The 24,390-nt window shown below is 63.0% G+C and carries 23 protein-coding genes; 8 read left to right on the forward strand and 15 right to left on the reverse strand.

Annotated features, from left to right (window positions below; translation table 11 throughout):
* Positions 1 to 9: 9 nt before the first annotated feature.
* Complete coding sequence (locus ACQUSY_RS04230; protein ID WP_428903262.1) at positions 10 to 1,425, forward strand: MFS transporter; 1,416 nt, start codon at positions 10 to 12, stop codon at positions 1,423 to 1,425.
* Positions 1,426 to 1,450: 25 nt separating this feature from the next.
* Here the strand turns inward: ACQUSY_RS04230 and ACQUSY_RS04235 are convergent, their stop codons facing one another.
* Positions 1,451 to 3,604 (reverse strand): ATP-dependent Clp protease ATP-binding subunit, encoded by a 2,154-nt coding sequence (locus ACQUSY_RS04235; protein WP_428903263.1) that lies wholly within the window; start codon positions 3,602 to 3,604, stop codon positions 1,451 to 1,453.
* A gap of 514 nt (positions 3,605 to 4,118) precedes the next feature.
* On the reverse strand, positions 4,119 to 5,459 hold the full coding sequence (locus ACQUSY_RS04240; protein WP_428903264.1) for an MFS transporter: 1,341 nt from the start codon (positions 5,457 to 5,459) through the stop codon (positions 4,119 to 4,121).
* An 87-nt stretch (positions 5,460 to 5,546) separates the two neighbouring features.
* Between ACQUSY_RS04240 and ACQUSY_RS04245 the strand changes: the two genes are divergently transcribed.
* Positions 5,547 to 5,975, forward strand: a complete 429-nt coding sequence (locus ACQUSY_RS04245) for a hypothetical protein (RefSeq protein WP_428903265.1) — start codon at positions 5,547 to 5,549, stop codon at positions 5,973 to 5,975.
* Positions 5,976 to 5,992: 17 nt separating this feature from the next.
* Here the strand turns inward: ACQUSY_RS04245 and ACQUSY_RS04250 are convergent, their stop codons facing one another.
* The gene (locus tag ACQUSY_RS04250) at positions 5,993 to 7,093 is read right to left on the reverse strand and encodes a glycosyltransferase family 4 protein (RefSeq protein WP_428903266.1); all 1,101 of its coding nucleotides are present in this window, start codon (positions 7,091 to 7,093) and stop codon (positions 5,993 to 5,995) included.
* A 1-nt stretch (position 7,094) separates the two neighbouring features.
* Positions 7,095 to 8,300 carry a glycosyltransferase gene (locus ACQUSY_RS04255; RefSeq protein ID WP_428903301.1) on the reverse strand — a complete coding sequence of 402 codons (1,206 nt, stop codon included), beginning with the start codon at positions 8,298 to 8,300 and terminating at the stop codon, positions 7,095 to 7,097.
* A gap of 247 nt (positions 8,301 to 8,547) precedes the next feature.
* Here ACQUSY_RS04255 and ACQUSY_RS04260 point away from each other — a divergent pair, with 247 nt between their 5' ends.
* On the forward strand, positions 8,548 to 9,138 hold the full coding sequence (locus tag ACQUSY_RS04260; RefSeq protein WP_428903267.1) for a hypothetical protein: 591 nt from the start codon (positions 8,548 to 8,550) through the stop codon (positions 9,136 to 9,138).
* Between the two features lie 47 nt (positions 9,139 to 9,185).
* Here ACQUSY_RS04260 and ACQUSY_RS04265 read toward each other — a convergent pair whose 3' ends face one another.
* The 6 genes from ACQUSY_RS04265 to ACQUSY_RS04290 form a co-directional block, all read right to left on the reverse strand.
* Positions 9,186 to 10,229: a hypothetical protein gene (locus tag ACQUSY_RS04265; protein WP_428903268.1), complete on the reverse strand. Its 1,044-nt coding sequence runs from the start codon at positions 10,227 to 10,229 to the stop codon at positions 9,186 to 9,188.
* A gap of 112 nt (positions 10,230 to 10,341) precedes the next feature.
* The gene (locus tag ACQUSY_RS04270) at positions 10,342 to 10,788 is read right to left on the reverse strand and encodes a heat shock protein transcriptional repressor HspR (RefSeq protein ID WP_428903269.1); all 447 of its coding nucleotides are present in this window, start codon (positions 10,786 to 10,788) and stop codon (positions 10,342 to 10,344) included.
* A gap of 96 nt (positions 10,789 to 10,884) precedes the next feature.
* Entirely contained in the window at positions 10,885 to 11,868 is a 984-nt protein-coding gene (locus ACQUSY_RS04275; protein ID WP_428903270.1) for a DnaJ C-terminal domain-containing protein, read from the reverse strand.
* Between the two features lie 17 nt (positions 11,869 to 11,885).
* Positions 11,886 to 12,488, reverse strand: a complete 603-nt coding sequence (locus ACQUSY_RS04280) for a nucleotide exchange factor GrpE (RefSeq protein WP_428903271.1) — start codon at positions 12,486 to 12,488, stop codon at positions 11,886 to 11,888.
* An 8-nt stretch (positions 12,489 to 12,496) separates the two neighbouring features.
* Positions 12,497 to 14,356 carry a molecular chaperone DnaK gene (gene dnaK / locus ACQUSY_RS04285; protein WP_428903272.1) on the reverse strand — a complete coding sequence of 620 codons (1,860 nt, stop codon included), beginning with the start codon at positions 14,354 to 14,356 and terminating at the stop codon, positions 12,497 to 12,499.
* Positions 14,357 to 14,840: 484 nt separating this feature from the next.
* Positions 14,841 to 15,383, reverse strand: a complete 543-nt coding sequence (locus ACQUSY_RS04290) for a MarR family winged helix-turn-helix transcriptional regulator (protein ID WP_428903273.1) — start codon at positions 15,381 to 15,383, stop codon at positions 14,841 to 14,843.
* 125 nt (positions 15,384 to 15,508) lie between these two features.
* On the opposite strand from ACQUSY_RS04290, the gene ACQUSY_RS04295 reads away from it, so the two are divergent.
* The gene (locus ACQUSY_RS04295) at positions 15,509 to 16,171 is read left to right on the forward strand and encodes a hypothetical protein (protein ID WP_428903274.1); all 663 of its coding nucleotides are present in this window, start codon (positions 15,509 to 15,511) and stop codon (positions 16,169 to 16,171) included.
* A gap of 301 nt (positions 16,172 to 16,472) precedes the next feature.
* On the opposite strand, the gene ACQUSY_RS04300 is transcribed toward ACQUSY_RS04295, so the two are convergent.
* Entirely contained in the window at positions 16,473 to 17,903 is a 1,431-nt protein-coding gene (locus ACQUSY_RS04300) for an MFS transporter (protein WP_428903275.1), read from the reverse strand.
* Positions 17,904 to 17,992: 89 nt separating this feature from the next.
* On the opposite strand from ACQUSY_RS04300, the gene ACQUSY_RS04305 reads away from it, so the two are divergent.
* Positions 17,993 to 18,820, forward strand: a complete 828-nt coding sequence (locus ACQUSY_RS04305) for a tetratricopeptide repeat protein (RefSeq protein ID WP_428903276.1) — start codon at positions 17,993 to 17,995, stop codon at positions 18,818 to 18,820.
* Between the two features lie 68 nt (positions 18,821 to 18,888).
* Here the strand turns inward: ACQUSY_RS04305 and dcd are convergent, their stop codons facing one another.
* Together dcd and ACQUSY_RS04315 are read right to left on the reverse strand one after the other, a co-directional pair.
* Complete coding sequence (dcd, locus tag ACQUSY_RS04310) at positions 18,889 to 19,494, reverse strand: dCTP deaminase (protein WP_428903277.1); 606 nt, start codon at positions 19,492 to 19,494, stop codon at positions 18,889 to 18,891.
* Positions 19,495 to 19,558: 64 nt separating this feature from the next.
* On the reverse strand, positions 19,559 to 20,308 hold the full coding sequence (locus tag ACQUSY_RS04315; RefSeq protein WP_428903278.1) for a MerR family transcriptional regulator: 750 nt from the start codon (positions 20,306 to 20,308) through the stop codon (positions 19,559 to 19,561).
* 164 nt (positions 20,309 to 20,472) lie between these two features.
* Here ACQUSY_RS04315 and ACQUSY_RS04320 point away from each other — a divergent pair, with 164 nt between their 5' ends.
* Together ACQUSY_RS04320 and ACQUSY_RS04325 are read left to right on the forward strand one after the other, a co-directional pair.
* Positions 20,473 to 21,324 (forward strand): DUF4097 family beta strand repeat-containing protein, encoded by an 852-nt coding sequence (locus ACQUSY_RS04320; protein ID WP_428903279.1) that lies wholly within the window; start codon positions 20,473 to 20,475, stop codon positions 21,322 to 21,324.
* Positions 21,321 to 21,941 carry a PadR family transcriptional regulator gene (locus tag ACQUSY_RS04325; RefSeq protein ID WP_428903280.1) on the forward strand — a complete coding sequence of 207 codons (621 nt, stop codon included), beginning with the start codon at positions 21,321 to 21,323 and terminating at the stop codon, positions 21,939 to 21,941. The genes ACQUSY_RS04320 and ACQUSY_RS04325 overlap by 4 nt, the downstream gene beginning before the upstream one ends.
* On the opposite strand, the gene ACQUSY_RS04330 is transcribed toward ACQUSY_RS04325, so the two are convergent.
* Complete coding sequence (locus ACQUSY_RS04330) at positions 21,938 to 22,483, reverse strand: universal stress protein (protein WP_428903281.1); 546 nt, start codon at positions 22,481 to 22,483, stop codon at positions 21,938 to 21,940. The two genes, ACQUSY_RS04325 and ACQUSY_RS04330, sit on opposite strands and share 4 nt — an antisense overlap.
* A 127-nt stretch (positions 22,484 to 22,610) precedes the next feature.
* Between ACQUSY_RS04330 and ACQUSY_RS04335 the strand changes: the two genes are divergently transcribed.
* Positions 22,611 to 22,808: a DUF3073 family protein gene (locus ACQUSY_RS04335; protein ID WP_428903302.1), complete on the forward strand. Its 198-nt coding sequence runs from the start codon at positions 22,611 to 22,613 to the stop codon at positions 22,806 to 22,808.
* A 121-nt stretch (positions 22,809 to 22,929) separates the two neighbouring features.
* Here ACQUSY_RS04335 and purF read toward each other — a convergent pair whose 3' ends face one another.
* The gene (purF, locus tag ACQUSY_RS04340; protein WP_428903282.1) at positions 22,930 to 24,390 is read right to left on the reverse strand and encodes an amidophosphoribosyltransferase; all 1,461 of its coding nucleotides are present in this window, start codon (positions 24,388 to 24,390) and stop codon (positions 22,930 to 22,932) included.

Genomic DNA, 24,390 nt, shown 5'->3' on the forward strand with positions numbered 1-24,390 from the left:
ACTTGCACGATGACCACCCCTGCCGCTGCACCCAGCGACGATGCTGGTTCGGGTGCGACCCGCGATGGTTCCGGACTCCCCTTCGAAGGATCAGACGCGATAGCTTCGACCGAGATCCCATACTCGGACATGCCGATCATGGGCGAAGCGCTCGCACACGAAGACGGCGCCGCGCCGGAGAACACCGGCCGCTCGCTGTGGCGCGACGGCAACTTTCTCACGATGTGGTCGGGGCAGGCGCTCGCACAGCTCGGCTCGCAGATTGCGGAGCTTGCGATTCCGACCCTTGCCGTCATTCTGCTGAACGCGAGCGAGCTCGAGGTCGGGTTCTTGAACGCGTCGGCGGTCGCGGCATTCTTGCTCGTCGGCCTGCCGGCGGGTGCGTGGGTTGACCGCATGCGTAAGCGTCACGTCATGATCGTGGCCGACGGCGTGCGTGCGCTGGCGCTGGCCGTGCTGCCGCTGTTGTGGTTCTTGGGATCCCTCGAGATGTGGCACATGTTCGTGGTCGCGGCGATCGTCGGCATCGCGAACGTGTTCTTCGATGTGTCGTATCAAAGCCTCGTGCCCTCGCTCGTCCCCGCGCATCAGATTGCTGAGGCGAACGGCAAGCTGGAGTCGACCGCACAGGTCGCCGGTATCGCCGGCCCTGCTGTGGGTGGCTGGCTCGTGGGCGTACTGACCGCGCCGTTCGCGATCTTGGCCACGGTCGGCACGTACGTGCTCGGCCTCATCGCGCTGCTGTTCACAAAAGACACCGAACACCTGGAGCCGCGTCTCGAGAAGGGTTCCCTCGCCTCTGACATTGACGAGGGTCTGCGGTGGGTGTTCGGCAACCGCTATCTGAAGCGCATTGTCGCAACCACCGCGGTGAGCAACTTCTTCAGCACGCTGTCGTTCACGCTGCTGCCGATCTTCATCCTGCGCGAGCTGGGGCTTTCGGTCGCGAACATGGGTCTCATCTTCTCGCTCGCGGCCGTCGGCGGCTTGCTTGGCGCGATGTCGGTGAAGTTTGTCATCGCCAAGCTGGGCGAGGCGCCGGCGATTCCGATTTCGGCAATCGGATTCAGCCTCACCGCACTTCTCCTGCCCGTCGCAGCCATGGTTCCGTCTGTCGCTTTCGCCCTGCTCATCGTGCAGGGCTTCATCGCGAGCTTCACGGTGCTGGTGTACAACATCACTCAGGTGACGTTTCGTCAGCGCATCACGCCGCGGCACCTGCTGGGTCGTATGAACGCGTCGATTCGCTTCGTGGTGTGGGGCGTCATGCCGATCTCGGCGCTGCTCGCGGGCTTCTTGGGCGATCAGTTTGGCGTGGTGTTCACGATGTGGGTGGGTGCTGTGGGCCAGGTCGTGAGCGCACTGTTTGTGATTTTCGGACCCTTCTGGAGCACACGAGAACTGCCGGCCACGGCAGATGCGTGACCGGCAGTTCTTTTTTGGCTCGGTTTTAGTTCTCGGTGGTGAGGACGAGACCGGAACCATCGACTGAGACGTCGACGCGAACCGTGTCACCGTCACGAACGTTGCCAGAAAGCAGCGCCGTGGCGAGCTTGTTCTGCACCTCGGTCTGAATCAGACGACGCAGCGGACGAGCTCCGAAGATCGGGTCGTAACCGCGTTCGGCGAGCCAGGCACGAGCGTCGGGAGTGACCGCCAGGGTGAGGCGGCGCTCCTTCAGGCGGCGCTGTAGCTGAGCGATCGCCAGCTCAACGATCTGCGAGAGGTCGTCGACGCTCAGAGCCTGGAACATGACGATGTCGTCGAGACGGTTGATGAACTCCGGCTTGAACGCCTGGCGCACGAGCGCCATAACGCTCTCACGCTTGACGTCGGTCGTGAGGGTCGGGTCGATCAGAATCGGCGAGCCGATGTTGCTCGTCAGAATCAGAATGACGTTACTGAAGTCGACCGTGCGACCCTGACCATCGGTCAGGCGGCCATCATCCATCACCTGCAGCAGCACATCGAAGACCTCGGGGTGCGCCTTCTCCACCTCGTCGAGCAGCACGACGCTGTAGGGGCGACGGCGCACGGCTTCGGTGAGCTGGCCACCGGCTTCGTAGCCGACGTACCCCGGAGGGGCACCGACGAGTCGCGACACCGAGTGCTTCTCGCCGTACTCCGACATGTCGATACGAATCATGGCGTGTTCGTCATCGAAGAGAAACTCCGCGAGAGCCTTCGCCAGCTCCGTCTTACCGACACCCGTCGGACCGAGGAACAGGAATGATCCCGTCGGGCGACCCGGGTCAGAGATGCCTGCGCGCGAACGACGAACCGCGTCGGAAACCGCGCGAACGGCGTCCTTCTGACCGATCAGTCGCTTGCCGAGCTCATCCTCCAGGTGGAGGAGCTTTTCGGATTCACCCTGCATGAGCTTGCCGACCGGAATGCCTGTCCAGGCGGCGATGACCGCGGCGATGTCTTCGTCAGTGACCTGCTCGTTGACCATGCGGGGTTCGTCGGCGGAGAGAGCTTCGGCTTGTTCAGCCTCTGCGATCTCTGCCTGCAGACGCTTTATCGTTTCGTACTCGAGTTTGGAAGCCTTGGCGTAGTCGGCCTCGCGCAACGCACGGTCACGCTGGGTGATCGCATCGTCGAGCTTCTTCTTCAGGTCACCCACACGGTTGAGACCCTGGCGCTCACGAGCCCAGCGCTCTTCGAGGACGGCGAGGTCCTTCTCCAGCCCGCCCAGCTGCTCACGCAGAGCGGCAAGACGCTCCTTCGAAGCAGGATCCTTCTCCTTCTTCAGCGCGAGCTCTTCGAGCTTCATGCGGTCGACCTGGCGCTTGAGCTGGTCAATTTCGACCGGCGAAGAGTCAATCTCCATCTTGAGACGGGACATCGATTCGTCGATCAGGTCGATCGCCTTGTCGGGCAGTTGACGGCTCGGCAAGTAGCGGTTCGAAAGGGCGGCAGCCGCAACGAGCGCACTGTCGGCAATCGTCACACCGTGGTGTGCTTCATAGCGACCCTTGAGGCCGCGGAGGATCGCAATCGTGTCTTCGACCGACGGCTCGCCAACGTAAACCTGCTGGAAGCGACGCTCGAGAGCGGCATCCTTCTCGATGTACTCGCGGTACTCGTTGAGCGTGGTGGCACCGATGAGGCGCAGTTCACCGCGGGCAAGCATAGGCTTGAGCATGTTCGACGCGGCAACCGAGCCTTCGCCACCGCCCGCGCCCATCAGCACGTGAAGTTCGTCAATGAAGGTGATGACCTTGCCGTCAGACTCGGTGATCTCCTTGAGCACGTTCTTAAGGCGCTCTTCGAACTGGCCGCGGTACATGGCGCCGGCAACCAGCGCAGACATGTCGAGCGAAATCAGCTCTTTGTCTTTCAGGCTCTCGGCGACGTCGCCCGCGACGATGCGCTGAGCGAGACCTTCAACCACGGCCGTCTTACCGACGCCGGGTTCGCCGATGAGAACCGGGTTGTTCTTGGTACGACGCGTCAACACCTGGCTAACGCGACGGATCTCTGCATCACGCCCAATGACAGGGTCAAGCTTGCCCTGACGGGCGCGGTCGGTGAGATTAATGCCGAACTGCTGGAGTGCGCTTTGCTGCTCCTCCTGCGTGGCGGGGTTGGTGTTGTTCAATTCGTCCTCCCGTTCACCACTCAAAGTTGAGTCGATATGACTCAACTTTATCACCGCGCACGTTTTTGGGCTAGTCATACACCTGCGAGATCGCCGAGTACCTGTCCCCGGCAACCACCCTCCCCACCGCACCCATGGTTCCGCACCACCTATGGTTCCGGCAGTCAATGGTTCCGCCCGACCCTGGTTCCGCACCCCTGGTTCCGGAACCAGCCGCACCTCCCCGCCGAATCAACGACCGTTCTGCACGACTCGATTCGGTACGCACGTAAAACCCGCCACAGCAGCAACACCAGTCACAGTTTTCACGCACGTGCGTGCAGAACGGTCGTTTGCGGGCGGGTTTTGGCGGGGACGCGTGACCGTTATGCAGGATTTGGAACGATCTGCAGGAAAAATCTGCCCGTTTCAGACCGATTTCACTCGAGATTCCTGCAGAACGGCACCGGAACCACGTGGCGCGGGCGCCGGAACCGTGGGTCCAGAAACAAGGAGCACGTCCCGGAACCTCGGATCAGTCGTCGGCGGGGCTGGGCTTGGGAGGCTTGGGCGCCTTAGGCGGGAGCAAGCCCATCAGGCGACGCACGTCGGCGCGGCCACGGAGGATGAAGATCGTGCCGATCAGCCACAGCGGAATCTGCGCCAAGAACGCAATGCGAAACGCGTCGAGCGTGTAGGTCTCGGGCGAGCCCGCGCCCTGCAGGTCGAGCAGCAGACCGATCGCAAAGATCACGGTGAGGGCTGAGATGAAGCCACCCGCGTTAACGAGTCCGGTCGCGGTCGACAAGCGGTGGGCGGGGTTGTGTGCACGCGTGTGGTCAAACGCGATCATCGACGCGGGGCCGCCCGTAGCGATCGCAAACGCGAGCACGATCAACAGCCAGATCGGTGCGGGGCCCGGCCAGAGGATGACGGCCATCCACGCCACGAATTGCAGCGCCACCGTCGGCAACACCAGGCCGTACGACCGATGCAGCGGGTGGCGTCCCGACAGCGTGCCCAAAATCGGCCCCATGATCATGCTAAACACGACCAGGAGCGTCGTGATGAGCGACGCCACTTCACGCGACTGGCCCTCACCCGCCGTCAAGAACGGCACGCCCCACAGCATCAAAAACGCGGTGCCGGCGAACGGTGTCGTGAAGTGCGACCAGAAGCCGAGGCGCGTGCCCGGGTTCTGCCACGCCTCCCCCAGCGACTGCCGCAAGTCAAACGAGCTCTTAACCACGCGAATTGCACCCGTGTCGGTGTTCACCGAAACGTCGGCGCCCACCGTCGCCGGGTGGTTGCGCACAATCAGGAAGACGAAGACGGCGAAGACAGCCGTTGTTCCGGCGAGCGTGGCAAACGCGACCTCCCAACTCGTGGCGTGCAACAGCATGGGCAACGGAACCAGGGCGAGTAGCTGGCCGAGTTGCCCCACGGTTCCGGTTAACTGCGCCATGAGCGGCGCGCGCTGCGCGGAATACCACGTTGACACGAGGCGCAAGACACCCGGGAACAGCGCCGCATCACCAGCGCCCAGAAGCATGCGCGCAGCAATCGCGACGCCGACGTTGGGTGAGAACGCCATGACAAGCTGGCCAACGACAATCATGCTGAGTCCGACTGTCATGATGGGGCGCGCACCGAATCGGTCGAGCAAAAGCCCCGCCGGAATCTGCATGATCGCGTACACACCAACCTGCAGCACGGCGAACATCGACAGCGTTGATGCGTCGGCCGAGAAGCGGTCGGCCGCTTCAACACCGAGCGCCGAGAGCGATGAGCGGTTCGTGATCGAGAGCACGTAGGCGAGTACTCCGACGGTCCAGATGATCCATGCCCGCACGCTTGGGGCTCGGTTCGCCTCCACGAAGCCTCCTTCTCCGGTCCAATCCTGCCACTGTCGGTGCGAAGTGCGTATTGTGAGGGTCACTTCTCGCAATACATCGGAGTCATCATGACGAACGCCACCCCACCGACCGGCGGTTTTGATCCGCAGTCCGGCGGTGTTGATTCGCAATACGGAACCACGCCCTTCGGCACGGCGCCACCACAGTTTGGCGGGGGTATGCCGGGCCGCGGGCAAGCGAAGTTCGGCAAGATCGGCACGATCCTTGCCATCATCGCCACGGTCATCGGCGCGCTTCAGGGGCTGCTCGTCACCATGTTCGTCCAAGCCGGCGCCGGAACCGCACCGTCGTGGTTCATGATGTACAGCCTCATCATGATCGTGATCGCCGCTGTCGTGCTCATGTTTGGTTTCATGGGCATGCGCCAAGACACGGATCGCCTGTATGCCGGGATCGCCATCGGTTACGGAGCGCTGACTCTGCTCGGCTACCTGTTGTCGTTCGTCTTCAACGCGGTTTTCGGGCTCTTCTACTAACGCGCAAAACCCGGTTCTTATCCGCGCGAAGCAGCCAACCGCTGCGCGGCTTCGAGAAGCACGCCCGCCGAGCGCTCCCACGTAAACCGTGCAACGTGCGATTGCCCAGCCGCGATAACCTCGGCGCGGCGTGCGTCATCGTCGAGCGCGACAACAGCGTCAGCCACAGCCTTCGGGTCGTGTGGGTCAACGTAGAGCGCACCGTTGCCGGCGACCTCGCGGAAGATCGGCATGTCGGTGACCACCGCGGGCACGCCGAGCTCAAGCGCCTCGGCGACCGGCAGACCGTAGCCCTCATCCAAGCTCATCGTGACGAGCGCACCATCATCAGCGAGCAACGCCGCATACTCGGCATCAGAAACGCCGTTGTGAAAAACGATGTTCGCGTCCGGTGCCGCGAGCGCCTCGTACTCCCCGCGACGCGCGGGCGTGATGCGGCTCAGCACGTGCAACGTGCGTCCGGGCAAATACGCCATCGCACGCACCAGCGTCTCGACGTTCTTGTACGGCATGAAAGAGCCCATGTACACAAGGTTCTGCGGCACTCCCCCGGTGACAGCAGCTTCGGCGGGCAACTGCTCGGCAAGCTTTTGCGGTGCGTTGTGAACGACAACGACCTCGCGCTTCGTGAGGTTGACCTCGGCGAACTGGCGGCGCGATTCTTCACTTACGGTCGCAACAATGTCGGCGCCGTTGAGCGTTATGCGCTGCGGCACATACGTGAGGTGAAACAGTCGCCAGCCGACGCGCACAACCCACGGCAGGTTCCGCGGTGGCGTGCGATGGCGGTAGTAAATCATGTCGTGCAACGTGAGGATGAGGCGAAACTTGCGTCCGGCTGATCCGAGGGTCTGCATCGGTGAATACACGACATCGGGGCGCAACTTGTTCAGCAGGCGAGCCGCGATTGCCTCTTTCGCCGAGGTCGGCGCATGAAACATGTGGGCTGCGGAACCAGCAGGCAAGAATGCGCGCTGCGCTTCGTCATGAATGAGGAAGGTGATCTCGACGTCTGCGGGCACCGTCGCCACGAGAGCGTGAGCCAGTTCGTGCGAGAACCGGCTAATGCCGTCGTGAAAGTCGGTGCGAATGTAGCGGGCGTCGAAGAACAGCCGCATGTCAGTCGATCGGCTCGTTGCGGTACAGCTTCTCGAACGTTGCGAGGGTGCGGTTGATGTCGTGAATCTTCACACCGTCAAGCGACGCCTGTTGCATGCGCGAGTACTCTTCTTGCGAAGCCGTCAGCACACGACGCATCTTGGCCGCGAGGTCAGCAACATTGCCAGGCTCGAACAGGTAGCCGTTCTCACCGTCGTGCACGAGGTGCGGCAGCGCAACGGCGTCAGCGGCCAGAATCGGCAGGCCCGAAGCCATGGCCTCCATCGTCGCGATCGACTGCAGTTCGGCGATCGAGGCGATCGTGAAGACGCTCGCGCGTGTGAGGAATCCGCGCAGCTCTTCGTCAGAGATGCGGCCGTGGAAACTCACCCGGTCGTTGAGGCCGAGCTTGTCGGTCAGCTCAACGAGGTTCTTGTGCTGGTCTCCGCCACCGACGATGTCGAAGTGAATGTCGAGCTCAGGCACCAGCGTCGCGATGGCCTTTAGCACCACGTCAACGTGCTTCTCAGTCGTCAGACGACCGACGAAGACAACCTTCATCTGGGTGCGCGGCGACAGGTCGGCGGTGTAGTTGCGCTGGTCGATACCGCAACTGATCGGAATGACACCTGTCACGTCGATCGTCTTCTCGAGGAACTCGGCGGCACGACGCGTCGGCGTCGTCACAGCACGCGCCATGTGGAACGTGCGCTCAGCGTCATCCCACGCGAGCTTAAGCACGAGCTTGTCGACAAGCGGTGGCATCGTCGTGAAGTCAAGAATGTTTTCGGCCATCACGTGGTTCGTCGCGATCACCGGAATGCCACGCTTGCGCGCAATGCGCGTGAGGCCGCGACCGATGACAATGTGCGACTGAATGTGCACGATGTCGGGCTGAACTTCGCTCAGCACCTTGCGCGCGTAATGCTTCGAACGCCACGGCCACACAAAACGCAGCCAGTCGTGGGGCGCCCAGCGCACCGACGGCAGGCGGTGCATTGTGACCGGCTGACCCTCGATGATCTCGGTGTGGGTCGGGTTCTTCTTGTATCGCGTGTTCGGCACGGTGACGTGCACGTCGTGCCCACGCTCCACCAAACCGGCGGCGAGGCGCTCAGCGAATCGAGCGGCACCGTTGATGTCTGGTGAGAAGGTGTCTGCACCGATCAGGATCTTCAACGGACGCTTCGCCGGCGGCTGCTCGGCGCCTGCGGTCGCGTCGGGCATCGGGGAGGAACTCACGAGGTATGCTGCCTTCTCTTTTTGTCGAGCGCGACGGTGGCCGCACCCAGCGCCCTAACTGTACCTGTTGACCCCTGAATACCAGCCGATCCCGCGCCGATTTTGCCGCTCATCACGTGGTTCCGCTCGCTGAATTCTTGGTGACGGAACCATGACACCCGCGGCGAGCAGGGGTTGCGGAACCATGGTGAAGGCACAGCAAGCGTGCGGCGGGTGCCCATAGGCTAGGGGCATGGCCAGACTTTTCGCAGAAGCCGACGCGACGACGTGGGTGCCCGTGACCGAATCCTTCGGTTTTCGTGGGCGGCGTCACCGCAAGGCCGCGCTGCGCATGCTCGTGGCGCAGATGACGGGAGCGATGGGAGCCGAGCAGCCGCGCGGCGGCAAGTTTGCGACGTGGGCGATGAGCCAGGCGGCGCCCGCGCTAATGCGCAAGGCCGCTGGCCGTGTGCTGGTGTGGGTACACAAGAATGACCCCGAACTGGTTGTCGTGATGGCGACGATTCAGCAGGCGACGCCGCAATTGCGCACCGCTCGAGCCATGCGCCCCATGGAGTATGACGACACCGTGAACTTCGGCCACCCGACCCTCGGCGTAGGCGAGAAGCTTGTGATGGATGCGCCGGGCAGCGGCCAGCCGCCGTTTGTGCAGTACTCGTGGGATCGCGGCACCGACTTCGTTGAGGTCACCGCGATCGCCGGCGACCCGAACCGTTTTGCCACGACGTTTGCCGACCTTGATGCGCTGGCGCGCGAAATTCGTGTGATCGACGACATGACGGTGAGCGAAGGCGCGCAGACGCTACGGATTGATCCCGCCTAGCGCAAAGAGGGAGCACCCCACGGGCACTCCCTCTCGCGTGATGCGGATTAGATCGCGACGTCACCGATCAGGTTGACGACGAGGCCCATGCGCTCGAACATGGCAGCCTTCGCGAGCAGCGCCTTGTCAGCCGATGCGGCGTCATCGGCGTAGACCATCTGCACGTGGTTGGCCTTGTGACGGGCCATGAACTGGTCGCGGCTGACACCGTGCAGCACGACGTGAGCGATCGGCCATTCGGGGTTCGTGGCCTGCTTACGACGCTCGGTCTCGTCGGCTGGCAATTCGATAGCGGAACCACGGAAAATGTCGACCTGCAGTTGGCCGTCGGCGAGGAAGACGCGGCTCAGCACGAGTTCGCCGGGCTTGGAGACACCGTTGATCGTCGAGCCGCCGGCCGGGAAGAACACGGGGTCTTGTCGCCAGCCCTCGGCGTTCTGCCAACCACCCAGGTGCGAAGCGGGCACCGAGCCGGAGATTTCGTAAACCCAGACGAACTGGCCGTCGTACTCTTCACCCCAGCGCACGTCGTGGAGGGTGTTGTCGGGCACCATGCCCATCGCGGTCCACACGCGGTCGGTAATGAGTGCGTCAACAGCCACGCCCTCGTCAGCTTCTTTGAAGTGCGGGAACGCGCGGCCGGCGTGCAGTTCGCGCTGGCCGTCGCGGGAGAAGACCGGCGGGCGCTCGGTCGAGTTGAGAATGCCCTCGGCGAAGATCGCGTTGTACATGCCCATGCAACCCTCATCGAAGACGCCGATGATGGCCTTGTCTCGCATCAGCTGGTCGCCCAGCGCGTAGCCCAAGTCGCGCTCGGGAGAAGCAGGCAACTCCGGCAACGCACGCACGTGCGATGCGTCGTGCGTGATGGTTCCGCTCTCCACCCACTCAGCCAGACCGGCAGCGAACCAGTCGTCGGTGAAATCGACTGACCAAATCGTCGAGTAGGGCTTTTGCATCTTGGTGAGGCCGGCGTTGAGGCCGAGCAGGCCCACGAGTCCGGGCCAGTCGCCAGCGAAATTCGCGACTGTGAGGATGGGGCCCTCGTGGGTGCGCAGGCCCGCGAGCACGTGGTGCGAGTACTGCCACACGGCTTCGGCGACGATGATACGCCCTCTGAGTACCGCGAAACACATTCTCGTCGTCGAAACACACGCTCCCCGGCAATGTCCGGCCAACGAGAGTGCGTTTCGACTGAAGAGCCTATTCGGTGTCGCGAGCGCGCTGAGCGGGGGGCGTCCACAGCTCAATGCCGGTTTCGCGGCGAATGCGCGTTCCGGAGCGGAGCGTGACGATCGAGCCGGTCGCGCCCGCCGCAAATACGCGGCTACCGGGGCGCTGCTCGCGCTCAACGCGCAACTGAGTCTCCAGATCAGTGACCTGTCGGCGCAGCGACCGCACAGTGTCTTCGAGACGAAGAATGTGGGCGATCGCGGGCAGGCTCATGCCATCTTGGGACATTTGTGCGACCTGCCGCAACTGGTCGATGTTTCGCATCGAATAACGGCGGGTTCCGCCGCGGGTACGGCCCGGAATGACCAGCCCAATGCGGTCGTACTGGCGGAGCGTTTGAGGGTGCATCGCGGCGAGTTCGGCAGCGACAGCGATCGCAAACAGCGGTGCGTCTTCGTCAATATTCTCGTGTGCCATGATGCTCCCTTCTGCGTTCTCCCCGCCGGGTTCGGCGGGTAAATACCGCCACGCCGCTTGTGCCGCACCATGCCCGGTGCGGCACAAGCGGGCACGCTATCCGCGCGCCTTTGCGAGCAATTCTGCTCGCGGATTCTCTTTTGGTTCCGCCGCCGCGAAAGCCTCCAAAGCGGCCTTCGCTTCACCCTCGAGGTGAGACGGCACCACGACCTGCACCGATGCGAGCAGGTCGCCGGTGCCCTTCGCGGTGTGCACGCCACGACCCTTGACACGCATGGTGCGACCCGACGGCGTGCCGGGTGCGACCTTGAGTTTCACGGGGTCGCCGCCGAGAGTCGGAACCTCGATGGTTGCGCCGAGAGCGGCTTCGGTGAACGTGACGGGCACGTTGACCTTGAGGTTCAGGCCATCACGCTCGAAGACCGGGTGCTTGCGCACCGCGACCGTCACCACGATGTCACCGTTTTCGCCGCCGTTGGTCGACGGGCGACCGCGGCCACGCAGGCGAATCTTCTGACCGTCAGAAACGCCGGCCGGAATCTTCACCTTGAACGGCTGACCATCTTCACCCACGAGGGTGATGGTTTCGCCGTTGACCGCGGTCGTGAAATCGATCGTGGTGCGCGCGGTGAAGTCGCCACCCTTCGTCGGCTCGCCAAAGCCCGCGCGTCGGCCGGAGCCGTAGCGTGAGTTGAAGTCCGACATCGGGTCTTGATTGAACATCGCGAAGATGTCGTCAAAGTTGGTCTGCTGCTGGCCACGAGAGCCACGGCCAAACCCACTGAAGACGTCTTCAAACCCGCCCGTCTGGCCGCCGCGGCCTCCCGAAGTGAATCGAGCGCCCGAACCCATGGCGCGGATCTGGTCGTACTCAGCCCGCTGCTCAGAGTCGCTCAGCACCGAATACGCTTCGCTGATCTCCTTGAACTTCGCCTCGGCAGCCGCATCGCCCTGATTGGAGTCGGGGTGATACTTGCGCGCAAGCTTGCGGTAGGTCTTCTTCAGGTCAGCTTCGGTGACGTTCTTGTCGACACCGAGAACCTTGTAGAAGTCCTTGTCGAACCAGTCCTGGCTCGCCATATGTTTCTCTCTTTCGCCTATTCGGCGGGAACAGCAACGACAACCTTGGCGGGGCGCAGCTCGACATCACCGAGCTGGTATCCCACCTCGACGACATCGATGATGGTGATTTCCGTCACACCCGGGGTGGGCTGCTGGAAGATCGCTTCGTGGCGCTGCGGGTCAAAAGCATCGCCAACAGCACCGTACGTCTCGACGCCCTGGCGGGCAACGAGCGAACGAACCTTCTCCGCGATGACAGCAAAAGCGCTGCCGTCAGTCAGGTCGCCGTGCTTTTCCGCACGGTCCAGGTCGTCCAGCACGGGCAGCAGAGACTTCACAACGTCGCCCTTGGCGCGCTGCTTCTCAATCTCACGCTGCTCCTCCGTGCGACGACGGTAGTTTGCATACTCTGCCTGCAGACGCTTGAGGTCGTTGAGCATCGTGTTCTCAGCGTCAGCCAGTGCTGCGTCAGCAGCCGCATCAGCGTCTGCGACGTCGGCATCCTGTGCCGCGCCGAGGATGTCATCGACCGTCAGCTCGTCGTCCTGCGAAGCGGGGTCGGAGGCGTGCGCCTCCGACCCCGGCTCACCGGACGAAGCATTCGACGAAGTCTCGTCAAAATCCTTCTCGTCCGACATGGTTCCTCTTACTTCTTGTCGTCTTCGTCTTCGACAACCTCGGCGTCGATGACATCTTCATCTTCTGCCGGAGCGTCGGTGGCGTGAGCCTCGGGAGCCTCAGCGCCAGCCTCGGCCTGCGACGATGCGTAAATCGCTTCGCCCAGCTTGCCCTGGCTCTCGTTGAGCTTGTCGAACGCGGTCTTCACAGCGTCGTCGTCTTCGCCGGCAAGTGCCGTCTTCAGAGCGTCAACGTCAGCCTGGACCGACTCCTTAACGTCAGCCGGGAGCTTCTCGTCGTTCTCCTTGATCAGCTTCTCGATGGAGTACGCAAGCGACTCAGCCTGGTTCCGCGTTTCTGCAGACTCACGACGCTTCTTGTCTTCAGCAGCGTGCTCTTCAGCCTCGCGCACCATGCGCTCGATGTCTTCCTTCGGCAGCGAGGAGCCACCGGTGATCGTCATCGACTGCTCCTTGCCCGTGCCCTTGTCCTTAGCGGAGACGTGCACGATGCCGTTGGCGTCGATGTCGAACGTGACCTCGATCTGCGGGATGCCACGGGGAGCCGGAGCGATACCCGTCAGCTCGAAGGTGCCGAGCGGCTTGTTGTCGCGCGTGAACTCACGCTCACCCTGGAACACCTGGATAGCAACCGACGGCTGGTTGTCGTCGGCCGTGGTGAAGGTCTCCGAACGCTTGGTCGGGATGGCGGTGTTGCGCTCGATGAGCTTCGTCATCATGCCACCCTTGGTCTCGATACCGAGGCTCAGGGGGGTGACGTCGATGAGCAGAACGTCCTTGCGCTCGCCCTTAAGAACACCAGCCTGGAGTGCGGCGCCGACAGCGACGACCTCATCCGGGTTGACACCCTTGTTGGCTTCCTGGCCACCGGTCATCGTCTTGACCAGCTCAGCAACCTGCGGCATGCGGGTCGAGCCACCGACGAGAACAACGTGGTCAATGTCAGAAACCTTGACGCCAGCTTCGCGGATAACGTCTTCGAACGGCTTCTTCGTGCGGTCCAGCAGGTCTTTCGTGAGGTCTTCGAACTTCGCGCGGGTCATCGTCTCCGACAGCGAAACGGGGCCCGAGTCGGTCAGCGACAGGTAGGGCAGGTTGATCGACGTCGACATCGAGCTCGAGAGCTCCTTCTTCGCCTGCTCAGCTGCTTCCTTCAGACGCTGCAGAGCGATCTTGTCGCCCGAAACGTCAACACCCGTGGTGTCCTTGAACTGCTTGATCAGGTAGTCAACAACGCGCTGGTCCCAGTCGTCGCCACCGAGGCGGTTGTCACCGGAGGTTGCGCGAACCTGAATTGTGGAGAAGTCGTCGTCCTTGCCCACTTCGAGCAGCGAGACGTCGAACGTACCGCCACCGAGGTCGAATACGAGGATGAGCTCGTCTTCCTTACCCTTGTCGAGGCCGTAGGCGAGAGCCGCAGCGGTGGGCTCGTTGATGATACGCAACACGTTGAGGCCGGCGATCTCACCGGCGTCTTTCGTTGCCTGACGCTCAGCGTCGTTGAAGTATGCGGGAACCGTGATGACAGCGTCGGTAACGGTGTCACCGAGGTACTCCTCAGCGTCCTTCTTCAGCTTGCCGAGAATACGAGCCGAGATCTCCTGCGGCGTGTACTTCTTGCCATCAACGTCGAAAGTCCAGTCCGTACCGATGTGGCGCTTGACCGACGCGATGGTGCGGTCAACGTTGGTGACAGCCTGGCGCTTCGCGGTCTCACCGACGAGCACCTCGCCATCCTTCGTGAATGCGACGACCGACGGGGTCGTGCGGAATCCCTCAGCGTTGGCGATAACCTTCGGCTCGCCACCCTCAAGAACCGCAACGACGGAGTTCGTCGTACCGAGGTCAATACCTACTGCACGTGCCATTGTTTTTCCTTTCATGCTCCGCCGCTGTGATGCGTCGGAGCGGTGGCTCGCCCTTGCTGGGCCGCAGCCTAAATCCGTGGGCCCTCACCCGACTGATGAGGGGTTAACCAAGACTTGAGCCTTGATGACTCAATGTTAAATCCGTCGATTCTCGTTTGTCAATTCAAACTTGAGTCAAACAGCCTCAACTTTGTAGATGCATAGCTGACACTCAGGAATGGGTGACCCAGCCCGGTTTCCAGGTTCGGCGACGAGCCTTGATGGCGACCATCTCGGGTCGCAACAGCGCGCGAATGCCGCATGAATGGTTCCGGAACCACGTGCTGCGGATCGCGAGATTTACTGCATGTCGGGCTTTTGGTTCCAGAAGAGGCGTGGAAGCGCCGCCATCGCACTCGCGACGAAATTCTTCCGACATCCGGTAGAACCGGGAGAGCGGAACCACGGGGCCAGGGGCGCGGAGGTGCCCCAGAGAGGGTGGCAGTTAGCGGTTCGCCCAGGCCGTGGCGAACATCGTGAAGAGGCGGGCGAAGTCGGCACGCTCTTCCGCCGTGAACTGTTCGAGAGCGACGCCGATACGATCGCGGCGATCCCGGCGCATCGAGGTCGCGACGGCACGCCCCTGATCGGTCAGTGCAACGCGCATGCGGCGGGCGTCTTCGGGGTCAACTTCACGGGCAACAAAGCCCATCAGCTCAGCCTGCTGCACCAGCCGGGATGCGCGTGGCTGGTCAACGCCGATGAGTTCGGCGATCGCGCTGATTGACATTGGCTCGCCCGCTGCCGCGAGCGCTTCGAGCATGCGCATGCGAGCCGGACCGGCGGCATGACGACCACCGCGCTCGCCGCGCCCGCCGCCACCCACGCCGGGGTGACCGTGATGCGGATGGCCCGCATGATCATCATGATCATCGTGAGAGTGACGCGGCATGCCTGGTCTCATGCCGCGCGGACCGCCACGCGCCGACCGCATTGCCGCGAGCGCCGCCGCAATCGCATCAATCTCTTCGTTGGTCGGCTTTGTCATGCGTCCAGATTACATGCAACTTGACATGCGTTCTATTCGCATGTCATAGTACATACATGCAACATGACATGCATTGAGATCGCGAAAGGTTCTGCGATCCACGAAAGGACTCCATGAACGCCCCAATGACTCCCCCAGACTCACCGTTCACCCCAAGCACCAACGGCCCGCTCGGCGCGCTGCTCGGCAACGCTCAGGCGCTTGTCGCCGCAGCAACAGCCCAAGCTCTCCGCGAGGCTGGCAGCAGCCCACGTGAATTCCGTCTGCTCCAGCGACTCGCTCGTATCAGCGAGGTCGCCGGTACCGACCACGCCCGTCACCTTCGGCGTCGCATCGACGTGAAGGTTGCGCAGCCCGGTTCGATGGCTGCGACGTTCGCCGCCCGCGGCTGGCTCGCCTACACCGATCAGGCCTGGCATCTCACAACCGCCGGCGAAACTGAGCTGGCTCGGCTCGAAAACGTCGTTGCGGAGATCATCCCCGCAACCAACACCGACCTGGGCGAGGCGCTGACCGCGCTCATCGACTCCCTCGGCGGAGAAGAAGCCGCGCGCGAAGCGCACCGCACCCAGCGTCGACGAATGGGCAAACGCTTCACGGCAAAGATGCACCGCTTCGGCCACGCTCACCACCATCGCTGCGACCACGAGTCACGCCACCACGGTTGCGCAAAGACTCAGCCCGGCGAGCACCCGAACCACGGCGCCGTCTCCGGGCGCGGTTTCAACCGGCAGCACGGTCGCGGCCGCGGCGTCCACCGCCCGGCCGATTCAGACGCCAGTAACTAACCCACTCCTCACAAAGGGCGGACCCTCCTGGTCCGCCCTTTGTCGTTTCGTACCATGCACTCCCCCACGTTCCCAACCGAATGTCGAACTCATGGTTCCGGAACCCCCAACGGCAACGTTCCCATCGCACTCCCGACGAAATTCTTCCGACATCCGGTAATGGAACCACGCCACAAGTCACGGAGGCACGAAGCGGAACCACGACATAAGTTCCAAAGGCGCGAAACGGAGCCACGACCACAGTCCCGAAAGACGCAAGGGCCGGGCTCCGCATCGCAGCCCGACCCAAAACCGACAGAAACTATCGCGGCGCGCGGCTGCCCATCGGCGGCATCTTGACGAACAGCATGAGCACGAGGCCGGCGGCAATGACGATCATGATGCCGAGGATTCCCCAGTAGATCGCGCCCATGACGCCCGTGAACACGGCCCACAGCATGGCGGCGAGGAAGCTCGCGGCACGCCCGGTGGTCGCGTACAGGCCGAAGATTTCACCCTCGCGGCCCGCCGGGGTGACGCGGGCGAGCAGCGAACGTGATGCGGCCTGCACGGGGCCGACGAGGGCGGAGAGGATCATGCCGCAGATCCAGAACACGACCGAGCCTGCGTCGTGCAGGAGGAACACCAGCATGCCAGCCACCAGCAGTGCGGCGAGAGCAGCAACGATGACGTTGCGCGGGCCGAAGATGTCGTCCAAACGGCCAGCGATGATGGTTCCGATGCCGGCGATCAGGTTCGCGGCGACACCAAAGATGATGACCTCGTTGGCGGAGAAGCCGTAGACGTGCGCGGCAATCACAGCGCCAAACGTGAAGACACCGCTGAGGCCATCGCGGTAGACGGCGGAGGCCACCAAGAACCAGAACGTCGGGCGCGATTCGCGGAAGATGCGCTTCACATGCTGGTAGAGGTCTCGGTAGCTGAGCAGGAAGTCCGTGAGCCAGTTGCCACCACGGGGCTTGGTCTGCAGGCGGGGCGTCTCCGGCACGTTGAGAATCATGGGAATCACAAAGATGCATGCCCACACCGCGGCGCCCACACCGATCAGGCGGTAGGCGTTGCCGTTTGAGGTGTCCATGCCGAACCAGTCGAACGTGTTCAGCACGACGACGATCACGAGCGCGACGATGCCGCCGATGTAGCCGAGGCCCCACCCGAGTCCACTGATCTTGCCCACCGTCTTCGGCGTCGAGATCTGCGTGATCATGGAGTTGTAGTTGACGCCGGCGAGTTCACTGAAGACGGTTCCGGCCGAAATCAGCACGACACCGAGCATGAAGTACGCCGGGTCAGCCTGCACGAAGTACAACAGGAACATCGTGACGATGAGCGCACCCGTGTAGATCAGCAGCCACCGCTTGCGGCGACCCGCGGCGTCAGCGCGCTGCGCGAGCACCGGAGCCAGCACCGCAATGAAGATGCCCGCAATGGTTCCGCCCCACCCGAGAATCGAACTCAGCTCAGCCAGCGCGCGCTCCTTCTCGGGCGCACCATCTTCCAGTGCGGCGATCGCCGAAGGCAAGAAGTCGTCGCCCACCAGGTACAGCGCGACGAACACGAACGTAAGAATGACGCTGTTAAACGGCTGCGTTGCCCAGTCCCACATCGCCCACGACCAGACCTGCTTCTTGGGGATGACCCGGTCTTCGTTGAGCTCGAGCCCAATAGGTGCGATCGCTCCGGTGTTCGCCACCGTCGGGATCTTGCGATTTGTGGGCATCTCGTTGCTCATGCGCTCACCTTAGTGCGTGGCGGCTTCTGCACAGTTAACTGCGCGCGCGAAGTTGTATTGTTTGGTGAATCGCACATGAGGAGGACACCGTGAGCGATCAAGCGTTGGGGACCACGCATACCGCGTTGACGCAGGCGCGCGCCCTTTTGGCGCAGGCGGAAGACGGAACCACGACTGCAAATTCCGGAACCACGGAGCAGGTCACTGCGCTGTTGCGTGAAGCGCTCGCTGGCGGTGTGACGCAGGCGGGCGGCGATCTCGGCCGCCATCTCGTGCGCACCGCGCAGGGCAACCATGATGTGTTGCGCGAAGCTCTCAGCCTCCTGGCCGCCGCCGCAAAGAACCACGGCGGCGAAGATACCCTCTCGTACGCGCGAGCGGTGCACTTGCTTCCGGCCAAACTCACGGCAACGCACTATGTCGCAGCGGCGTCTCGCCTCAACGAACTCCTCCGCACCGCACCCGGCGTCGAAGCCATGGTTCTCACGGCGTACATGCTCGCAAGCGGCCACGGCTACGCCGTCAACCCCGGCCGCGCCCGCGCCATGATGCAGGCCGCCGCCGATGCGGGTTCTGCCGACGCGATGTTTGAGCTCTACGTGTACGACGCCACCGGGTTCACCGGCGACGCCGACCTCGAATCGGCCACCCGTCACTTGCATCAGGCCGCCAAACTGGGCAGCGCGCGTGCCATGACCAACCTTGCCGGCGCCTACGCCACTGGCCGCGGCATCGGCCGCGATGAGGTCAAGGCCGTCACGTGGTACCGCCGCGCCGCCGAGGCCGGCAGCGTGCGCGCAGCCACCACGCTCGCCCACATGTACGGCACCGGTCAGGGCGTCGACCTGAGCCACGCGAAGGACGCCCGCTATGCGCAGCGCGCCCACGAGCTGGCAAGCCAGCCCCTTACGGTCTGACGCTTTGCCCGACAACAGCCCGTGGTTCCGGGGCTGTTAATGAGAGCGGCGTGCATTCCGCAGGCGGTTTAATTGCCGCGTGAACCCGCGTCAGTGACGCCGACGTTGGTGTGGTGGAAGTTCTGGAACGAACGCGACGCCGTCGGGCCGCGCTGACCCTGGTAGCGGTTGGCGTAAGTGCCGGTGCCGTACGGGTTTTCGGCGGGCGACGACAGCTGGAAGAAGCACAGCTGACCGATCTTCATTCCCGGCCACAGCTTGATCGGCAGGGTCGCAACGTTGGAGAGTTCGAGCGTCACGTGGCCCGAGAAGCCGGGGTCGATGAAGCCGGCGGTCGAGTGCGTCAGCAGGCCCAGGCGACCGAGCGACGACTTGCCCTCGAGGCGTGCGGCGATGTTGTCGGGCAGGGTGACCTGCTCGTACGTCGAGCCGAGCACGAACTCGCCGGGGTGCAGAATGAACGGCTCGGTCGGGTCGACCTCGATGAGGTGCGTGAGCTCGGGCTGGTCTTCGGCCGGGTCAATGAACGGGTACTTGTGGTTGTCAAACAACCGGAAGTAGCGGTCGAGGCGAACGTCAACGCTCGACGGCTGAATCATGGCCGCATCGCTTGGTTCGAGGCCAATGCGGCCAGCGGTGAGTTCAGCCTGAATATCGCGATCAGAGAGCAGCACGGCACCAGCCTACGATGCCGTGCCGCTCTCTGCGAACAGGTTGCGACCGCGCGGTCACGATGGGTTACGCCGAAACGTAGATCGCGAGAGCGTCACGCACCAACTCGGCACCCGTCGTGCCGCCGTAATTCGCGCCGAAGCGAGGGTCGGCGACGTACATCTCCCCCAGCCCCCTGACGTACCCGGCGATGTCTCCGCCGTCTGCGGCCGGGGTTCCGGGAATCGACGTCAGCCAGGCAACGTGGCGCGCTGCCAGCTCTTGTGCTTCGGCGCTTGCCGGGTCGATGCCGCGTTCGGCGGCGGCGGTCCAGTCGGCGCCGAGTTGCTTCGTTGATTCCTGCCACCGTTGCTTTTCGGCGTCAGACATCGCACGCCACCACCTGTCGGAGCGGCGGTAGGCGTCGGCTCCCCAACGCTCTTCAACCTCCTCCTTGTACTGGGTGTGGTCAAAGCCATCGAATGTGTTTTCTGCCACGAGGGGCACTCCTTCCTTGCGAGCATGAAGTGTGGTGGTGACCGCCGCGATTTGGCGTGCGATCCGATCCTGTTCTTGGCGTAACCACTCGAGGTGCGACTCAAGAGCTTTCGCTTCGCTCACATCGCGAGCGAGCACGCCACCAATGTCGTCGAGACCGAGCCCCATCTCTCGCAGCAACAGAATGCGTTGCAGTGTGACGAGGTTGTCGTCGTCGTAGTAGCGGTAGCCGTTTGTCCCGGTTCGGGCGGGTGTCAGCAGGCCGAGGTCACCGTAGTGACGCAGTGTGCGACTCGTCGTACCGGAGAGCTTGGCTATCTGTTGGATCGACCATTCCATGCGTTTTCCTTTCGCATACGACGATAAAACCTTCCGTTACGTCAAGGTCAAGCCCGAATTCGCCCGAAAACCGAAAGTTCTCTGCAAGCGTGGTTGAACTCGCGATATATCGTGTTATCGTTCTTGAACGCGATATATCGCGAGTTCTTACGAAGGAGCACAACATGCCCGTAGAAAAGTGGCTCATGAGCCCGGGTGACACGCGCGTTATTGACGTTCCCGCCACACCCAAGGTCAAGATTGGCCTCGTGGGTGGCCAGGTCGATGTCATCGCACACGACGAACCCACGATCCGCATCGAAGTGCACAGCGTCACGCAAAAAGACCTGCGCATCGAACTGACCGACGACCTCCTCGAGATCGACCACGCGCAGCTGCGGTGGGACAACTTCCTCGAGGTGTTCCGCAACTTCACAACGACCGGCCCCAAGGCAGAGGTCTCTGTCGCGGTTCCGCGCAACATCGCCCTGACGCTCGGTGTCGTGAGCGCGTCGGCACTCGTCGCTGGCCTCGAGAACGGCGCGAAGCTCAACACGGTCTCCGGCGACATTGTCGTCGATGGCCTCACCGGCGATCTCTCGGTCAATGCCGTCTCCGGCGAGGTTCAGGTGCGTGACTTCGACGGCCGATTCACCGCGAACACCGTCTCCGGCGACGTCACGGTCGTCGGTACTCCCCCGAAGGTGTCGGTCGACACTGTCTCGGGCGACATGCTCATCGACGCGAGCGGCTACGTTCACGACATCAACCTCAACACCGTCTCGGGCGACTCCACCATTCGGCTGGATGACGAGCTGGCCGCCAACTACGTGATGCGCACCGTCAGCGGCAAGATTCTGCTCGACGGCTCGCAGCACACCACGGTTGGCCCGTCGAACGTCACCGCGAGCCGCGGCGACCTTTCTGGTCAGTTCGTTGACGCTCGCGTCAACGCTGTCTCCGGCAGCATCACGGTGCTCCGCCGCCCGGCAACCCCGACGGCGGCAGCCCCCGGAGGAGAAGGAGCACAGTCATGAGCCCCGTCTTTCAGCACGGTGACCTGCGCCTGTACCTTCTGCTGTTGCTCGATGAGGCCCCGCGGCACGGGTATGACCTCATCCAAGCACTGACGGACCGCACCGGCGGCACCTACACGCCGAGTGCCGGAACCATCTACCCCCGGCTCGCAAAGCTGGAGGAAGAGGGGCTCGTCACCAAGACCGTCGACGGGCGCAAGACAATCTACGAAATCACCGGCGCCGGTCGCGCTGAAGTCAACGCCCGTCGCGACGACATCGACAAGATTGAGTCGGGCCTCGCCGACTCGGTGCGGCTGATCGCCGACGGCGTGCGTTCGAGCGTGCAAGACGCGATGCGATCGCTCAATGCTGACCTTGCGGCGGCCGCCCAGTCGATGCGCGCGACCGCGCAACCGGCACCGCCCCGCGTTGATGCTCGCGCTGAAGCGCGCGAGCAGTTGCACCGGGCCGACGCTGCACTGACAAACTTCCGCAGCCGCGTTCGCACCGACCTGCGCACCCAGGTGGCACGCGGCGGCAAGATCGACACCGAAGCCATCACCGCGTTCATCGACGCGATGGATGAGGCAGCGCGCGCCCTGACAGCGGCACTACAGAACCCCCGACGCGACTAGGCTGCCGGAAACTCCGGGGTGTCATCGTCGACGACGTCGCCGTGCGGAACCACGAGAATGTTGCGCTTCTGACGGTGCGCGAGGCGCGCAGCGACGGAACCAGTGATGAATTCGCGAAGCGTCTCGCCGAGTCCGGGGCGGCGGGTGCCGACAACGATGAGCTTCGCGCACACCGCATCGGCGAGGTCGCGAATCGCGAACGCCGGGTCGCCAACCAGCTCGCGGACGACACACACGGTGTCGGTGCCCTCGAGGGCCGCACGGGCTTCGGAGACGAGGTTTTCGTAGTCGACTTGTTTCGCTTCAACCGAAAGGTCCAGCGCAGCCGAATGCACGGTTCCGCCCGGTTCTTCATAGGTGACGAAGCGCGTCGTGTCGACGTAGGCGCCAACCAGGGGCACCTGCAGGAGCGCTGCGAACTTCGCCGCCTCCTTGATCACACGGGGATTTTGGCCCGGCATGAGGCCAACCACCACGGCACCACGAACCGCTTCAGCATCAAACGGATCGAGTGCGGGGTCTTGCGCGGATGAAGTCGTCATAGGTCGCCTCTCTGCAAGGGGGTGTGCACCCCGTCATGGTATCCTGGACTTTACTCTTACCGGCTCAGAGCCGGAATCGTGATAGTCGGGTTTGACCACCCGCAGTGAACTCGTGAGGGGGTTGCGCATGGGGCGTGGCCGTCAGAAGGCGAAGCACACTAAGCTCGCCCGCGAACTCAAGTCCTTCAGCCCGGACCTTAATGTCGCCGCGCTGCAGCGTGAGATCGGTGTACCTGCTGAAGAAGACGAATACGTCGACAAGTGGGCCGACATGTATGCGGACGAAGACGAGGACGAAGACTCACAAACTCGGGAAACCGCGTAACGAAGTCGTCTTAGCGAGATCGCGTCACTTGTGGGGTGGCGCGATTCTTCAGTGTGCTGAATTCGCATGACAATACCTGTGTTGAAAAGGGGGCTCTGGATCCCAGAGCCCCCTTTTCATGTCAGCTGGTCTTGACCTTCTCAACCCACGCGAGGTACTCGTCAGAGACGGTGCCGGTCACGTAGTTGCCGTCGAAGCAGCTCATGTCGAGCTCAGTGATGTCGGTGCCCTCAAGAATCGAGGCGCGCAGGTCTTCGACCTCCTGGTAAACCAGGCCGTCGCAACCGAGCTCTTCAGCAATCTCAGGAATGGTGCGCCCGTGAGCGACCAGTTCGTTGCGGTTCGGCATGTTGATGCCGTACACGTGCGGGTACCGCACGGGCGGCGCGGCCGACGCGAAGATCACAGACTTGGCACCCGCATCACGCGCCATCTGAATGATCTGCTTACTCGTGGTTCCGCGCACGATCGAGTCGTCGATTAGGAGCACGTTCTTGCCCTGGAACTCGGTCGACATTGCGTTGAGCTTCTGGCGCACACTCTTCTTACGAGTCGCCTGACCCGGCATGATGAAGGTGCGGCCCACGTAGCGGTTCTTGTAGAAGCCCTCACGGTATTCGATGCCGAGCTTCTGCGCGACCTGCATGGCCGAGGGGCGCGACGAGTCAGGAATCGGCATGACGACGTCGATCTGAGAAACATCGACGTGCTTGGCGATCGTCTCAGCCAACCGGTCGCCCATGCGCAGGCGGGTCTCGTACACCGAGATGCCGTTCATGATCGAGTCGGGGCGGGCGAGGTAGACGTACTCGAACGAGCAGGGTGCGAGGCGGGTGCTCTCGGCGGTCTGCTGCGCGGTCATGATGCCGTCAGAGTCGATGAAGATCGCCTCACCGGGTGCGACATCGCGAACAATGTCGTAGTCGCCGTTTTCGAGCACGAGCGACTCGGAAGCCACCATCCACTCCGTCTTACCATTGTCGGCCGTGCGCTTGCCCATGATGAGCGGGCGAATACCGAACGGGTCACGGAAGGCCAGCAGGCCGTGACCGGCGATCAGCGCGATCGTGGCGTAGGATCCCTCAACGCGCTCGTGAACACGACGCACGGCCTCGAAGATCTGCGCAGTGTCGAGGTCGGGGCCTGCGATCGTGGTCTGCAACTCCGAGCCGAGAACGTTAACGAGCAACTCGGTGTCGCTCGTGGTGTTCAGGTGGCGGCGGTCTTTGCTGAATAGCTCTTCGGTCAGCTCACGCGTGTTGGTGAGGTTGCCGTTGTGCACGAGAACGATGCCATATGGCGCGTTGACGTAGAACGGCTGCGCCTCTTCTTCGTTCGCTGCGGCACCCATGGTGGCGTAGCGAACGTGGCCGAGGCCGACGTTACCAAGGAGGTTGCGCATATCCCGCGTACGGAAAGCTTCGCGCACCATGCCCTTGGCCTTGATGATGTGGAAGACACCGTTGGGCTCGCTCGTCGCAAGACCGGTGGAGTCTTGGCCACGATGCTGCAGCAAACCGAGGGAGTCATAAATGTCTTGATTGACCGGACCGGATCCGACCATTCCGACGATGCCGCACAT

It is taken from the genome of Microbacterium daqui, from assembly GCF_050408675.1.
Taxonomy (GTDB): domain Bacteria; phylum Actinomycetota; class Actinomycetes; order Actinomycetales; family Microbacteriaceae; genus Microbacterium.